This is a genomic window from Pseudomonas sp. PAMC 26793 (assembly GCF_000313235.1).
Taxonomy (GTDB): Bacteria; Pseudomonadota; Gammaproteobacteria; order Pseudomonadales; family Pseudomonadaceae; genus Aquipseudomonas; species Aquipseudomonas yamanorum.
This window is the reverse complement of sequence record NZ_AMXG01000036.1, coordinates 446,239-461,265: the sequence shown is the minus strand read 5'-3', so window position 1 is coordinate 461,265 and position 15,027 is coordinate 446,239. Positions and strand designations below refer to the sequence as shown.

Sequence of the window (15,027 nt, the reverse complement as noted above, 5' to 3'; positions counted from 1 at the left end):
CTGGGAATTTCGAGTTGCTTAAGTAGTGACTGACACGGTTTTGTACCGTTCCTTTTTTATGACCTTTGATCGCGTTATTGCCAAATCGCTGGTCGGATGAGAAATAAATGCTAAGAAACGCTATACGGACAGGCTAAAATGCGCGCCCGGCTAACCGCTGATCCCTTTTTAATGCGCCCCACAAGGTTCGCTACGTGATCGAGTTTCATAACGTCCATAAAACCTACCGGGTCGCCGGTAAGGATATCCCCGCACTGCATCCCACCAACCTGCGCGTCGAAAATGGCCAGGTGTTTGGTCTGATCGGCCATTCCGGTGCGGGAAAAAGTACTTTGCTGCGCCTGATCAATCGCCTGGAAGAACCCAGCGGCGGCCAGATCAAGGTCGATGACGAGGAAGTCACGGCCCTGGACGCCAACGGCCTGCGCCGTTTCCGGCAACAGGTCGGGATGATCTTCCAGCACTTCAACCTGCTGGCCTCCAAGACCGTCGCCGACAACGTGGCACTTCCGCTGACTCTCGCGGGCGAACTTTCCCGCAAGGAAATCGACCTGCGCGTGGCCGAACTGCTGGCCCGGGTCGGCCTGTCCGACCACGCCAAGAAGTACCCGGCGCAGCTGTCCGGCGGCCAGAAGCAACGCGTCGGCATCGCCCGCGCCCTGGCCACCAAGCCAAAGATCCTGCTGTGCGACGAAGCCACCAGCGCCCTCGACCCGCAGACCACCGCCTCGGTGTTGCAACTGCTGGCCGAGATCAACCGCGAGCTGAAGCTGACCATCGTGCTGATCACCCATGAAATGGACGTGATCCGCCGGGTCTGCGACCACGTGGCCGTGATGGACGCCGGCGTGATTGTTGAGCAAGGCACCGTCGCCGACGTGTTCCTGCACCCCAAGCACCCGACCACCAAGCGTTTCGTGCAGGAGTCCGAGCAAGTCGACGAAGGCGAGCAGCGTGACGACTTCGCCCACGTGCCGGGCCGCATCGTACGCCTGACGTTCCAGGGCGAAGCGACCTACGCACCGCTGCTGGGCACCGTCGCCCGTGAAACGGGTGTGGACTACAGCATCCTTGCCGGTCGTATCGACCGCATCAAAGACATTCCTTACGGGCAACTGACCCTCGCCGTCACCGGTGGCGACATGGAGGCAGCCTTTGCCGCCTTCACCGCCGCAGACGTCCACATGGAGGTGCTGCGCTAATGGAAATCTTCTTGAGCTTTTTCTCGAACATCGACCGGTCCGAAATCCTGTTGGCCACCGGCGACACCATGACCATGCTGTTCGGCTCGCTGCTGTTCACCGTGTTGCTGGGCCTGCCGCTGGGCGTGCTGCTGTTCCTGTGCAGCCCGCGCCAGCTGTTCGAACAAAAAGGCCTGTACGCGATGCTGTCGCTGATCGTGAACATCCTGCGTTCGCTGCCGTTCATTATTCTGCTGATCGTGATGATCCCGTTCACGGTGCTGATCACCGGCACCTCGCTGGGTGTTGCCGGTGCGATTCCGCCGCTGGTGGTGGGCGCCACGCCGTTCTTTGCGCGCCTGGTGGAAACCGCGTTGCGCGAAGTGGACCGCGGGATTATCGAAGCGACCCAGGCCATGGGCGCCACTACCCGGCAGATCATCACCAACGCCTTGCTGCCCGAAGCCCGCCCTGGCATCTTCGCGGCGATTACGGTGACGGCGATTACACTGGTTTCCTACACGGCGATGGCCGGTGTGGTAGGTGCCGGTGGTTTGGGTGATCTGGCGATCCGTTTCGGTTATCAGCGCTTCCAGACCGACGTGATGGTGGTCACCGTGGTGCTGCTGTTGATCCTGGTACAAATTCTGCAAACCGTCGGCGACAAGCTGGTGGTGCACTTTTCTCGAAAATAACGGCTATTGCCGGCGCGAAGCCGGCCAATTCCCGAACAAGGAGCTTGTTGAATGAAAAAACTACTGGTTGCTTTCGCCGCCGTTGCCGCGTTCTCCGCCCACGCCGCCGAAACCCTGACCGTGGCCGCATCCCCGGTGCCCCACGCTGAAATCCTCGAATTCGTGAAGCCGGTTCTGGCTAAAGAAGGCGTGGACTTGCAGGTCAAAGTCTTCACCGACTACGTCCAGCCAAACGTACAGGTTGCCGAAAAACGCCTGGACGCCAACTTCTTCCAGCATCAGCCGTACCTGGATGAATTCAACAAAGCCAAGGGCACTCACCTGGTGAGCGTCGGCGCTGTGCACCTGGAGCCTCTGGGCGCCTACTCCAGCAAGTACAAGAAGCTGGAAGACCTGCCAAGCGGCGCCAACGTCGTGATCCCGAACGACGCTACCAACGGCGGCCGCGCGCTGTTGCTGCTGGCCAAGCACAACCTGATCACCCTGAAGGACCCGACCAACATCCTGTCGACCATCAAGGACATCACCGGCAACCCGAAAGACCTGAAGTTCCGCGAACTGGAAGCCGCCACGCTGCCGCGCGTATTGACCCAGGTCGACCTGGCGCTGATCAACACCAACTACGCCCTGGAAGCCAAGCTGGACCCCTCCAAGGACGCACTGGTGATCGAAGGCAACGACTCGCCTTACGTGAACATTCTGGTGACCCGCGAAGACAATAAGGATTCGGATGCGGTGAAGAAGCTGGTAGCAGCCCTGCACACACCGGAAGTGAAAGCGTTCATTCTCGAGAAGTACAAAGGCGCGATCCTGCCAGCGTTCTGATCCAAGACCGAAACCCCGATCGATCGTTCCCACGCTCTGCGTGGGAACGCATCCTGTGAAGCTCTGCGTCACGACCTCAAAAGCGGACGCAGAGCGTCCAGTGCGGCATTCCCACGCAGAGCGTGGGAACGATCTAAACCAATGTGGGAGCAGGCTTGCTCCCACATTTGATTTGTGTCGCTCATGAAATGGTCGGCAGGCTTATTTACGCTGCAACAACCCCGGCAACTGCGCCACAAGCTTCTGGTTGTTCAACGGCGCCCGGATAAACCCGCGCTGGGTGCCGTCCGGCCCGATCAGCGCCAGGTTACCGCTGTGGTCGACGGTGTAGTTGGGCTTGCTGGTGTCCGCCGGAATGAACGGAATACTTACCGCGTTCGAAACCTTCTGCACATCCTCCACATTCGCGCCGGTCAGGCCTTCGAACTGGGGATCGAAGTAGCCCAGGTACTGTTTGAGCTGCGCCGGCGTATCGCGGTTCGGGTCAACGCTGACCAGGATCACTTGCAACTTATCCACCACGTCTTTAGGCAGTTCGCTATTGATCTGGCGCAGTTGGGCGAGGGTGGTCGGACAGATGTCCGGGCAGAAGGTGTAACCGAAGAACAACACGCTCCACTTGCCTTTCAGCTCGTTGACCACCACCGGCTGGCCGTCCTGGTTGGTCATGGTCACCGGCGGCAACTGGCGGCTTTGCGGCAGCAGGATGATGCCCGCATCGATCAAGGCCGTCGGGTCGCCTTGGCCTTTGCCGCTCAGTACTTTGTTGACGGTCAGGCCCATGATCAACGCGACAATGGCCACCAGAATGAAGACAGTTTTTTGAGTTCGAGTCATAGGTTCAACAATAGGTAGTGGTCTACGAGCAGGGCGATAAACAGCGCGAACAGGTACCAGATAGAGTACTTGAAGGTGTTGATCGCCGCGTGCGGCCGACTGCCACGGTACAGCACACAGGCCCATTGCAGAAAGCGCCCGCCCAGAACCAGCGCGCACACCAGGTACAGCAAGCCGCTCATGTGGATGACATACGGCATCAGGCTGACCGCCAACAGGGCGAAGGTGTAGAGCAGGATATGCACCTTGGTGTAGTGCTCGCCGTGGGTCACCGGCAGCATCGGGATGTCGGCCTTGGCGTATTCCTCCTTGCGGTGAATCGCCAGGGCCCAGAAGTGCGGCGGGGTCCAGGCGAAGATGATCAGCACCAGCAGCAGCGGCTCGGCGCTGACGTAGCCAGTGACGGCAACCCAACCCAGCAACGGCGGCGCGGCGCCGGCCAGGCCGCCGATGACGATGTTCTGCGGCGTCGCACGTTTGAGGAAACCGGTGTAGATCACCGCGTAGCCCAACAGCGAGGCCAGGGTCAGCCAGGCGGCCAGTGGATTGGTAAACGCCAGCAACAGCGCCAGCCCGGCAACCGCCAGCACCAGCGCAAAAACAAGCGCCGCCACAGGCGATACGCGCCCTTCCGCCAGCGGACGCTTATGGGTGCGCGCCATCAGCGCATCGATGCGCCGATCCACCACATGGTTCACCGCCGCCGCGCCGCCGGCACACAGCGCGATCCCCAGGTTGCCGAAAATCAGCACCGGCCAAGGCACCCCGGCGCGGGTGGCGAGGAACATGCCCACCAGCGAGGTGATGAGCATCAGCACCACCACTTTGGGCTTGGTCAGCTCCAGGTAGTCACGCCAGATCGCCTGGCTATGACGCTCGCCGATCAAGGTCGCCATGGCATCTCTCCTTTTAGGGTCATGAGGCCCGACACGTGTTTACGCGGGCTGAAGCGCCAGCCGAACGGTAACTGATGTCGCACTCGAACCAGGCTGGTGCGGGCGTGGTAATTGACCAGCACCAGCGTCAGCAGCAACGCCGCGCCGCCGGCGTTATGCGCGACCGCAACCGGCAGCGGCAGGTGGAAATACACGTTGCTCAAGCCCAGGCAAATTTGCGCCGCCAGGGCGATCAGCAACAGGCCGGCCAAGCGGGTCATGCCGACCACCTTGAGTTGCCAGGCCAGGCCCAGCAGCACGACGGTGACCAGCAGCGCGCCAATCCGATGGGTCAGGTGAATCGCCGTGCGTGCATCACTGTCCAGCTGCCCACCGAGGTAATTGGGGCCGATATGCTGGGTCAGGTGAAAGCCATTGGCGAAATCCGCCGCCGGCCACCACTGCCCGTGACAAGTCGGCAGGTCGATACAGGCCACGGCCGCGTAGTTGGAGCTGACCCATCCACCCAGGGCAATCTGGCCGATCGCCAGCACCAGGCCAGCCGTCGCCCAATACTGCAAACGCCTGGGCACGATCAGCGCCGGCAATACACCGGACAGCCGCAGTGTCAGCAAAAACAGCAGGCTCAACGTCGCAAACCCGCCCAATAAATGCCCGGTAACCACTTGCGGCCAGAGCTTCAGCGTCACCGTCCACATGCCAAACGCCGCCTGGGCAAACACTACAGCCAACAGAAACAACGGCAACTTCAACGGCTGCCCCGGATGATGACGATGGGTCCAGGCCCGCGCCGCCAGCAGCACGATCAACAGCCCCAGGGTGCCGGCAAAGTAACGATGGGTCATCTCGTTCCAGCCCTTGTCCGCCTCCACCGGTGTGTCCGGGTAATGCAGTTCGGCATGAGCCAGCTGGGCTTCGCTTTTCGGCACGCTGATAAAGCCATAACAGCCCGGCCAATCCGGGCAACCAAGGCCCGCGTGGGTCAGCCGGGTATAGGCCCCCAGCAGCACCACGATCAGGGCCAGCAGGGTGGCAAACAGCGCGAGGCGAAATCCAGGTTTGGCCATGACGGTGTCCTTATCCGATGTTCGACAGTTTCAGCAGCAGGCGCAGGTCGTTGAGCAAGTCCTTGCCCTTGACCTGGGCGTCGTAGCGCAACACCAGGTTGCCGTGGGGGTCGACGATCCACAGCTGGGCATCGCCAGTGCCTCGGGCGGCAGCGTCTTTATTGAAAGTCGAGAGGTCGAGGGAATAGCGCTGCAGTTGCGGGTATTCAGCCTTGAGCTTGGCGTCGTAGTCAGTGCTTACCGGTTGTGCGCTGGCCAGGGCGTGGCTGGCGCGAGAGGCATCGCGGCCCAGGCCGATCTGGAGTTGGCGTGCGAGGTACACCAGCTGCTGGCAATCGGCAGTGCAGGCGGTGGGCGCAGTGACCAGCAGTTGCCAGCGGTCTTCGTCGGCCTGCACGCCAATGTCGGCACGGGTCTGGCCGTTGCCGATCATCTCACCGTGGTAGCTGCGGCTGTCCGGCACCCAGAACTGCAACTTGTACATGAAGGTGGCGAGCACCATCGGGCCGATCACCATCAGCAAAATCAGGATCAGTTGCCAGCGCCCCTTGCGCCGGTTGGGCGCTGCTGGCGCGTCAGACATGTTGAGTGGATTCATGGCCGCTCCCATGGCGCTTCTCCTTTGTGTTGTGCCATCCGAGGTAGAGGTAAAGACCGAACAGCGCCACTGCCATGGCGAACCACTGCACGGCATAGCCCAGGTGCTTTTCCGGGCCCATGGCGACCACGGGCCAGTTGGTTTCGTAAGTGCCGGGGCCCGCTTCAGCCCGCACTTCATAGGCGAATCCGCTGCGGCCCAACTCTTTCCAAAGCGCTTCGGGATGCAGTGCAGTCAGCAATCGCGGCCACTGTGCGCCCGCCGGATCGGCGTGCAGCTGGAAGGTCTCGCCGGGAGCCACATAGACCCAGGCGTCGAGATTCAGCAGTTGCTCGGGGGTGGTGAAAACCGGTGGTGTGCGACGGTCTGGCCAGGGCAACCAGCCGCGATTGAGCAGCAGCCACTGACCGCTGGCCTGATCATGGAACGGTTGCAGCACTTCCACACCGACCTTGCCATCACGAAAGCGGTTATCCAGCAGCACGCTGTGCTCGGCGTCGAATTGCCCGCGCAAGTGCACGCGACGGAACGCCGGATCTTCGGTGGCCTGTAATTGCGTACTGCTCATGGGCTCGGCGGCGCGGCGCTCGGCGTAGGTTTCCAGCAGCGCCTGTTTTTCCTGGCCGCGGGACAGCTGCCAGAATCCGAGAAATACCAGCAACGGCAGCAGCACGAGCACCACCAGCGTCGGCGCAATACCGGGGCGAAAGGGTTTCATGGCATTGCCGCAGAGGTCGGTGCTGCGCTGGCTATACTGAATCTCATTGCTCGCCCCCTCCAAAAAAGAGCCCCGGAGCCCACCATGCTCAAAGCAGCCGTTGCCCTGATGCTGATTGCTACCGTCGTGAGCCTGTTCAGTGGCTTGTTCTTCCTGGTCAAGGACGAGGGCAACTCCAACCGCCTCGTCACTGCCTTGACCGTGCGTGTGGTGCTGGCCGTGATCACCCTGGGGTTGATCACCTGGGGTTTCTTCAGCGGCCAGCTGGTGTCTCAAGCGCCTTGGTGAACGACCTCAAAGCACGTAAACGAAGAAAAACAGCCCGATCCACACCACGTCCACAAAGTGCCAATACCAACTGGCCGCCTCGAACCCGAACTGGTGTTCGTTGTTGAAATGCCCCTTCAGGATGCGCATCAGCATCACAAACAAAATGATGGTGCCGATGGTCACGTGGGCGCCGTGGAAGCCGGTGAGCATGAAGAAGGTCGCGCCGTATACGCCGGACCCGAGGGTCAGGCCCAGCTCCTTATAGGCATGGATGTATTCCTCGGCCTGGAACCCGAGAAATGCCCAACCCAGCAGTACGGTGATCGCCAGCCAGATCTTCAGCGCGCCGCGATGGCCCTTGCGCAAAGCGTGGTGGGCGATGGTGATGGTCACGCTGGAGCTGACCAGCAAGATCGTGTTGATCAGCGGCAAGCCCCAGGGGCTGATGGTGCCTTTGGGTGCAGGGAACAGTTTCGGGTCAGGATTGTTCAGCAGCGGCCAGGCAAATTCGAAGTTCGGCCACAGCATGTGCGCGATGCCCTTATGGCCTTCGCCCGCCAGCCACGGCGCCGACATATGCCGCACATAAAACAGTGCGCCGAAGAACGCGATGAAGAACATCACCTCGGAGAAGATGAACCAGGTCATGCCCCAGCGAAAGGAGCGGTCCATCTGCGAACTGTACAAACCGGCACGGCTTTCCTTGATCACCGCGCCGAACCAGCCAAACATCATGTAGGCCAACAGCAGGCCGCCGGCGAAAAAGATCAGCGGGCCGTGGGATTCCGGGCGTGCTGCCTTCAGATCGTTAAACCAGGTAGCCAATCCGAACACCGTAATCAGCATGCCCAACGTGGCAATTATTGGCCATTTGCTTTGCGCTGGTACGTAGTACGTATCATGAGTCGACATGTATTCGTTCTCCTAATCGAGCCCGCAAGCAACGCCTAGCCGCCGGTATGGACAGACACGGGCGGTTGGCGCGCGGTGATATCGAACAGCGTGTACGCCAGGGTCAAATGCTTCACATCCTTCGGCATGGCGCGATCGACAATGAAGCGCACCGGCATTTCTATGCGCTGACCTGGCTGTAGCACTTGCTGGGTGAAGCAAAAACACTCGGTCTTGTGGAAGTACATCGCCGCCTCTGCAGGCGAAATGCTCGGCACCGCCTGGGCGGTCATCGGCTTGTCAGTGGGGTTGTAGGCCACGAACAGCATCTCGGTGACCGCGCCGGGATTAACCACCACCTCGTCGGCCTTGGAGTGGAATTCCCAGACCATGTCGATGGCATTGGTGGACAGGAACTGCACCCGCACCTGGCGCGTCGGGTCCACCACCTGCTCGCCTTCATACTGCCCGGCGGTCTTGCCGTTGATGCCGAACGCCTTGCACATCACGTCGTAGATCGGCACCAGGGCAAAACCGAAGGCGAACATTGCCACCACCAGAATCAGCAGCCGTGTGACCAGGCGCTTGATAGGCACGGACTCAAGCATGGCGGCCACCTGCGAATGAATGTTCTTTGAATGGCTTTTCTGTGGGAGCTGGCTTGCCTGCGATGGCATCACCTCGGTGTACCTGAAAGACCGAGCTGTCAGCATCGCAGGCAAGCCAGCTCCCACAGGATAGGGAGGTATTCATTTGACCTCCGGCGGCGTGGTGAAGGTGTGGTACGGCGCAGGCGAAGGGATGCTCCACTCCAGCCCTTCGGCACCGTCCCACGGCTTGGCCGGCGCAGGCGGGCCGCCACGGATGCACTTGATGACGATGAACAGGAAGAAAATCTGCGTCGCACCAAAGGTGAAGGCGCCGATGGAGGAGACCATGTTGAAATCGGCGAACTGCAGATTGTAGTCCGGCACACGACGCGGCATGCCGGCAAGTCCTACGAAGTGCATCGGGAAGAACGCCATATTCATCCCCACGAACGACAGCCAGAAGTGCAGCTTGCCCAGGGTTTCGTCGTACATGTGGCCGGTCCATTTCGGCAGCCAGTAGTAGGCCGAAGCGAAGATCCCGAAGATCGCGCCGGGCACCAGTACGTAATGGAAGTGCGCCACCACAAAATAGGTGTCGTGGTACTGGAAGTCCGCCGGAGCGATCGCCAGCATCAGCCCGGAGAAACCGCCAATGGTGAACAAAATCACGAAGGCCACGGCGAACAGCATCGGCGTCTCGAAGGTCAGCGAGCCTTGCCACATGGTGCTGACCCAGTTGAACACCTTCACCCCGGTAGGCACCGCGATCAGCAGCGTGGCGTACATGAAGAACAGTTCGCCCACCAGCGGGATGCCCACCACGAACATGTGGTGCGCCCACACGATGAACGACAGGAACGCGATGCTCGCCGTGGCGTACACCATCGAGGTGTAACCGAACAGCGGCTTGCGCGAGAAGGTCGGGATGATCGAGCTGACGGCGCCGAAGGCCGGCAGGATCATGATGTACACCTCGGGGTGGCCGAAGAACCAGAACACATGCTGGAACAACACCGGGTCACCGCCACCGGCAGCGCTGAAGAAGCTGGTTCCGAAATGGATATCCATCAACATCATGGTCACGCAACCCGCCAAGACCGGCATCACCGCGATCAACAGGAACGCGGTGATCAGCCAGGTCCAGACGAACAACGGCATTTTCATCAGGGTCATGCCAGGGGCACGCAGGTTGAGGATAGTGGCGATGACGTTGATCGCGCCCATGATCGAACTGATGCCCATCAGGTGGATGGCGAAGATGAAGAAGGTCACGCTTTCCGGTGCGTAGGTGGTGGAGAGCGGGGCGTAGAAGGTCCAGCCGAAGTTCGGCCCGCCGCCGGGCATGAACAGGGTGGACACCAGCATCAGGAACGCCGCCGGCAACAGCCAGAAACTGAAGTTGTTCATGCGCGGCAGGGCCATGTCGGGCGCGCCGATCATCAACGGGATCATCCAGTTGGCCAGGCCGACAAACGCCGGCATCACCGCACCGAACACCATCACAAGGCCGTGCATGGTGGTCATCTGGTTGAAGAACGCCGGCTCGACGATCTGCAAGCCGGGCTGGAACAGCTCGGCACGGATCACCATGGCGAACGAGCCACCGAGCAGGAACATGGCGAAGCTGAACCACAGGTACATGGTCCCGATGTCTTTGTGGTTGGTGGTCAGCACCCAGCGCATCAGGCCCTTGGCAGGGCCGTGAGCGTGCTCACCGGCATGACCGTGGTCATCGATCACAGCGCTCATGGCCTTTCTCCTGCGAACGAGTGGGCGGGACGGTTCAGGGAATACGCAATGAAGGAAGTCATTTGCTTTCCGCCTGTTTCAGAGCCAGCACATCTTTGGGAGTGACCATGTCGCCTTTGTTGTTGCCCCAGGCGTTACGCTCGTAGGTCACGACCGCTGCGATATCGACTTCCGACAGCTGCTTGCCGAACGCCGCCATGGCGGTGCCGGGCTTGCCGAAGTACACGCGGTGCAGGTGGTCTTCCTTGGGCCCGGTGGCAATCGGCGAGCCCTTGAGCGCCGGGAACATCGGCGGCAGGCCCTGGCCTTCAGCCTGGTGACAGGCCACGCAAGTGGTGTGGTAAATCTTGTCGCCACGGGCCACCAGCTCATCCAGGGTCCACTCCTTGGTGGTCAGCTCCTTGAGCTTGGCGGCTTCGGCTTTCCGCTCGCCAAGCCAAGTGTCGTAGTCGGCCTTGGACTTGACCTCCACCACGATCGGCATGAAGCCATGGTCCTTGCCACACAGCTCGGCGCACTGGCCACGGTAGATGCCGGGCTTCTCGACCCGGGTCCAGGCCTCGTTGACGAAGCCTGGAATCGCATCACGCTTCACCGCAAACGCAGGCACCCACCAGGAGTGGATCACGTCGGCGGCGGTCACCAGAAAACGCACCTTGGCCCCCACCGGCAGCACCAGCGGCTGGTCGACTTCCAGCAGGTAATGCTCGCCTTTGACGGCCTGGTTATGGATCTGCTCGGCGGGCGTAGCCAGGTTGCTGAAGAATTCGACGTCCTGGCCCAGGTATTTGTAATGCCACTTCCACTGGTAGCCCGTGACCTGGATATCGATATCCGATTCAGTGCTGTCGTAGATGTTGATCAGCGTCTTGGTGGCCGGAATGGCCATCGCCACCAGGATCAGCAAGGGCACCACGGTCCAGAGAATTTCTACCGTCGTACTCTCGTGAAATTTGGCTGCCACCTGGCCCGTGGAGCGCCGGTGAACGATCATCGACCAGAACATCGCGCCAAACACGACAATGCCAATCGCCACACATATCCAGAAAATGGTCATGTGCAGGTCAAACACGGCGTGACTGACTTCAGTGGCCCCTGGCGCCATATTCGTCGTCCAGGCGGCTTGCGCCTGGCTGAATACTGACCACAACAGTAGGCCCATCCAAACATGTGGATGTCGCGTCATTGCGGGTTCCCCTTATCATTCTTGTTATCCCGCCGGTTTGCACCTGCGGCCAAGGGAGCGGCTTCCATACTGCTTACAACCGCCAAGCCTTGCCTGCTCATGCAGTCGGGCGTCATCAGCTAATTGCGTACAAAACCGAGTATAGACAGCGACCGCCACCCCGCAATGTCATCGGGCAAATGAACGAAAATGAGGAAACAGACCACACAACAAGACCGATGGCGCCCGTTATCCGACGAACGATGGCGATTTGATATAACGACAGTGCATAACCGTGAAATAATTATGACAAATGCGTCTTAGGCGCTCGTATAAACGAGCTACCTTATTCTCTCCCTATTTCCTACGCCTGCATCACTGGAGCTTTCATGAACACCGCCGCATTGCGCGAGCAGATTTCCCGTGCCCATCAACACGAATCCAGCACTGGCCAGCTTGCTCTGCAGCTGGAAGTCCAGTTGCCGCACCTGCACCCGGCGATTTCCCTGCCTGACGTCGACGCCAAGGGCGTGATGACGCGTTTTGTCAGTGCCTACATCGACCAGGTCCCGGATCTGCTGGACGCAGCCAATGATGTTGCCCGCGAAGCCGGTATTGAAAGCCAGATCAAACCGGTGCTGAAAATCGCCGAGCATTTCTTCCTGCAACCGCCAGCGATCCTGGCCGGGCATGAAGGTTTGGACGGTTTGCTGGACGAGGCTTATCTGGCTCATCGCCTGGTGGAAGAGGTCAACGATCTGTATATCAAGCACTTCGGCCAGCCGTTGATTCCGCTGGATACCACGGTGGCGAACGTGATTGCCCACCAATTGATCGGCGAGACCTTTGCCAACCAGCTGGATGAAGCCGTGCACCACGCCGTGGATGAGATGCTCAACGAAGAGAGCTTTGCCCTGGAGTCGGTCGAGACGTACCGCGACAAGCTCAAGAGCCCGGACACGGAAGCGGCGTGGAAGCGCTGGCCGTGCCTGTCGCGGCAGTTAGGTGTGGGCCTTGAGCTGGACCAGCCAGCCTGAATGTCCCGGCCTGCATAGATCAGATGTGGGAGCGGGCTTGCTCGCGAAGTCGGAGTGTCAGTCACTGAATGTGTTTCTGATACACCGCCTTCGCGAGCAAGCCCGCTCCCACATTTTGATCCAGTTTCGTCAGCCAACAGACGGCGCCGAACCTATCCCGGTCGTCGTCCGCACCCGTCCTTCCAACCTGCGCTTCAACCCCCGCGCCTCGATCATCAGCTTCGAGCCCTTGGCCGCATTGGCCCGCCCCCACTCTTCCAGCAATTCAAGGCAGGAGTGGTCGATGTAACTCAGGTTATTGAGTGGCACATGCAAGGTGGTCCCGGCGGGTACCGTCGACAGCACCTGAGTCAATGCCGGCACCTTGAGAAAGGTCCCAGCCCCCGTCAATCGCAACTCCATCTCGCCATCCTGCGGCAGGTCCACCAGGCTTATTTTCAGGCGTGAAGCCTTGAACGCCAGCTTGACCAGTGTCAGTCCAAAGCCCACCAGCACACCCGTCAACAAGTCGGTGAAGATGATCGCCAGGGCTGTCGCTGCGTAGGTAAACATCGGCATCCGCCCGTAACGCGCCAAGCCACGAAATGCCTTCATGTCCACCAGCTTGATCCCGGTGTACACCAGCACACCCGCCAGGCTCGCCACCGGAATGCTTTGCAGCACACTGGACAGCAACAGCACGAACGCCAGCAGCCACAAGCCGTGGAACATCGCCGACAAACGCGTGGTAGCGCCGGCCTGGACGTTGGCCGAACTGCGCACGATCACACCGGTCATCGGCAGGGCGCCGACCAGGCCACACAGCATGTTGCCCACGCCTTGCGCCGACAATTCCTTGTCGAAATCGGAACGCTGGCCACTGTGCATGCGGTCAACCGCCGCTGCCGAAAGCAACGTTTCCGCACTGGCGATAAAGGCCACGGCGAACGCGGCGATCAACAGGTTGGGATCCGCCAGGTTCAGCAGGTCGCTGGGGCGTAGCCAGTCGATGGCGTCCGCCAGGTTTTCCGGCACCTCCACACGCTTGACCTGCAACGCCAGCACCAGGCTGGTGACTGTCGCCAAACCCACGCCGAGCAAGGCGCCGGGGACGAAGCGCAGCTTTTGCGGGCGGAATTTGTCCCACAACCACATCACCAGAATCGTCGACAGCCCGAGTAGGCCAGCCTGCCAGCCAAGCCCACCGCCCAGTGTAGGAATAGCCTGAATCAACGCGGCGGGAAAGCCGGCGAGGTTATCCAGCCCGGAGGGTTTTGGCACACCGTCGAGCATCACATGGACCTGCGACAGGACAATCAGCACCCCGATACCCGCCAGCATCCCGTAGACCACCGCAGGCGCCGTAACACGGAACCAGCAGCCCAGGCGCAAACGCCCGGCCACCAACTGCAGGAAACCCGCCAGCAACAGGATCGGCCCGAGCATGGCCATGCCATGCTGGCGCACCAGTTCGAACACCAGCACCGCCAAGCCGGCAGCCGGGCCGCTGACTTGCAGCGGCGATCCCGCCAACCAACCCACCACAAGCCCACCGATAATCCCGGTGATCAGGCCTTTGGCAGGTGGCATCCCTGACGCGATGGCGATCCCCATGCACAGCGGCAGGGCAACCAGAAACACAACCACAGAGGCCAGCAGCTCCCGTGGCAGCACAGCTTTTAATTGAGCAGCACGCATGATGACTCTCCCGAGGCATTTGCCGGGCGTGGCAACGCCTGGCTGCTCGAATGGCAGCCATAGCGTTACCCGACAGGGGATTGTTTTAGAAGCGCGCTTTAGGCGTCGCGGATGGGATCGGCTGGGTACCGTTCAACGGCAGGAACGCCGCCTGATCCGCATCGTAGGCCCTGATCTCGCTGGTCTCGATGTCGTAGACCCAGCCATGGATAAACAGATGCCCATTGGCCATGCGCGAGGCTACCGACGGGTGCGTGCGCAGATGCTGCAACTGGGCGATCACGTTTTCTTCGGTCAGCACATGCATGCTTTCGTGTTCGTTGGCGCAGTCACAGTTGTCCTGGACCATGGTCTTGGCGACCTCGGCGTGGCGCAGCCAGGCCTTTACCGTGGGCATTTTTTCCAGGCTCAGGGGGTTGAGCACTGCGCGCATGGCGCCGCAATCGGAGTGGCCGCAAATGATGATGTGCTGCACGCCGAGGGCCAGTACCGCGTACTCAATGGCCGTGGAAACACCGCCGTTCATCTGCCCATAAGGCGGCACGACGTTGCCGACGTTACGGGTCACGAACAAATCCCCTGGGGAGCTGTGGGTGATCAGTTCGGGAACGATGCGCGAGTCGGCGCAGGTGATGAACATCGCTCGTGGGCTTTGGGCCGTGGCGAGTTTTTTGAAGAGTTCTTCCTGCTGCGGAAAGATCTCGTTATGGAAATGCAAAAAGCCTTCAACGATGTGCTGCAGCGCTGCATCGGCGGACTCCGCCTCGTGAGGGGCTGAAGCCGACGCAGCCAACGGCTGTTTATCCTTGTCACTCATGATTCATCCTCTTG

At 60.5% G+C, this 15,027-nt stretch carries 16 protein-coding genes; 5 read left to right on the top strand and 11 right to left on the bottom strand.

Translation table 11 applies throughout. The features are described 5' to 3' along the window. Positions 1-194: 194 nt before the first annotated feature. The 3 genes from D109_RS0117205 to D109_RS0117195 are packed head-to-tail and all read left to right on the top strand — an operon-like array spanning position 195 to position 2,701. Positions 195-1,202 (top strand): methionine ABC transporter ATP-binding protein, encoded by a 1,008-nt coding sequence (locus D109_RS0117205; RefSeq protein WP_017477970.1) that lies wholly within the window; start codon positions 195-197, stop codon positions 1,200-1,202. Continuing rightward, positions 1,202-1,876: a methionine ABC transporter permease gene (locus tag D109_RS0117200; protein WP_017477969.1), complete on the top strand. Its 675-nt coding sequence runs from the start codon at positions 1,202-1,204 to the stop codon at positions 1,874-1,876. The genes D109_RS0117205 and D109_RS0117200 overlap by 1 nt, the downstream gene beginning before the upstream one ends. 51 nt (positions 1,877-1,927) lie before the next feature. Further along, positions 1,928-2,701 (top strand): MetQ/NlpA family ABC transporter substrate-binding protein, encoded by a 774-nt coding sequence (locus D109_RS0117195; protein ID WP_017477968.1) that lies wholly within the window; start codon positions 1,928-1,930, stop codon positions 2,699-2,701. A gap of 201 nt (positions 2,702-2,902) precedes the next feature. Here D109_RS0117195 and D109_RS0117190 read toward each other — a convergent pair whose 3' ends face one another. From D109_RS0117190 to D109_RS0117170, 5 genes are read right to left on the bottom strand one after another with little or no spacing between them, the layout of a single operon-like run. Then, on the bottom strand, positions 2,903-3,538 hold the full coding sequence (locus D109_RS0117190; protein WP_017477967.1) for an SCO family protein: 636 nt from the start codon (positions 3,536-3,538) through the stop codon (positions 2,903-2,905). Beyond that, a complete protein-coding gene (gene cyoE, locus D109_RS0117185) occupies positions 3,535-4,434 on the bottom strand; it encodes a heme o synthase (protein ID WP_017477966.1) in 900 nt (299 codons plus the stop codon). The genes D109_RS0117190 and cyoE overlap by 4 nt, the downstream gene beginning before the upstream one ends. After that, positions 4,422-5,501 carry a heme A synthase gene (locus D109_RS0117180; protein ID WP_017477965.1) on the bottom strand — a complete coding sequence of 360 codons (1,080 nt, stop codon included), beginning with the start codon at positions 5,499-5,501 and terminating at the stop codon, positions 4,422-4,424. The genes cyoE and D109_RS0117180 overlap by 13 nt, the downstream gene beginning before the upstream one ends. Positions 5,502-5,511: 10 nt before the next feature. After that, complete coding sequence (locus tag D109_RS0117175) at positions 5,512-6,111, bottom strand: hypothetical protein (RefSeq protein ID WP_026078034.1); 600 nt, start codon at positions 6,109-6,111, stop codon at positions 5,512-5,514. Beyond that, complete coding sequence (locus D109_RS0117170) at positions 6,077-6,817, bottom strand: SURF1 family protein (RefSeq protein ID WP_026078033.1); 741 nt, start codon at positions 6,815-6,817, stop codon at positions 6,077-6,079. Before D109_RS0117170 ends, D109_RS0117175 begins: the two co-directional genes overlap by 35 nt. An 84-nt stretch (positions 6,818-6,901) precedes the next feature. Between D109_RS0117170 and D109_RS0117165 the strand changes: the two genes are divergently transcribed. After that, positions 6,902-7,105, top strand: coding sequence for a twin transmembrane helix small protein (locus D109_RS0117165; protein ID WP_017477962.1), 204 nt, complete (start codon positions 6,902-6,904; stop codon positions 7,103-7,105). Positions 7,106-7,111: 6 nt separating this feature from the next. On the opposite strand, the gene D109_RS0117160 is transcribed toward D109_RS0117165, so the two are convergent. From D109_RS0117160 to coxB, 4 genes are all read right to left on the bottom strand, one after another. Beyond that, positions 7,112-7,999 (bottom strand): cytochrome c oxidase subunit 3, encoded by an 888-nt coding sequence (locus tag D109_RS0117160; RefSeq protein ID WP_026078032.1) that lies wholly within the window; start codon positions 7,997-7,999, stop codon positions 7,112-7,114. Positions 8,000-8,034: 35 nt separating this feature from the next. After that, a complete protein-coding gene (locus D109_RS0117155) occupies positions 8,035-8,586 on the bottom strand; it encodes a cytochrome c oxidase assembly protein (protein ID WP_026078031.1) in 552 nt (183 codons plus the stop codon). Between the two features lie 141 nt (positions 8,587-8,727). Beyond that, the gene (gene ctaD, locus D109_RS0117150; protein ID WP_017477959.1) at positions 8,728-10,317 is read right to left on the bottom strand and encodes a cytochrome c oxidase subunit I; all 1,590 of its coding nucleotides are present in this window, start codon (positions 10,315-10,317) and stop codon (positions 8,728-8,730) included. Between the two features lie 58 nt (positions 10,318-10,375). Then, on the bottom strand, positions 10,376-11,503 hold the full coding sequence (gene coxB, locus D109_RS0117145; RefSeq protein ID WP_026078030.1) for a cytochrome c oxidase subunit II: 1,128 nt from the start codon (positions 11,501-11,503) through the stop codon (positions 10,376-10,378). 368 nt (positions 11,504-11,871) lie between these two features. On the opposite strand from coxB, the gene D109_RS0117140 reads away from it, so the two are divergent. Then, on the top strand, positions 11,872-12,519 hold the full coding sequence (locus tag D109_RS0117140; protein ID WP_017477957.1) for a hypothetical protein: 648 nt from the start codon (positions 11,872-11,874) through the stop codon (positions 12,517-12,519). 129 nt (positions 12,520-12,648) lie between these two features. On the opposite strand, the gene D109_RS0117135 is transcribed toward D109_RS0117140, so the two are convergent. Further along, on the bottom strand, positions 12,649-14,196 hold the full coding sequence (locus D109_RS0117135; RefSeq protein WP_017477956.1) for a SulP family inorganic anion transporter: 1,548 nt from the start codon (positions 14,194-14,196) through the stop codon (positions 12,649-12,651). An 85-nt stretch (positions 14,197-14,281) separates the two neighbouring features. Then, positions 14,282-15,013 carry a carbonic anhydrase gene (locus D109_RS0117130; RefSeq protein ID WP_017477955.1) on the bottom strand — a complete coding sequence of 244 codons (732 nt, stop codon included), beginning with the start codon at positions 15,011-15,013 and terminating at the stop codon, positions 14,282-14,284. Between the last annotated feature and the right edge of the window lie 14 nt (positions 15,014-15,027).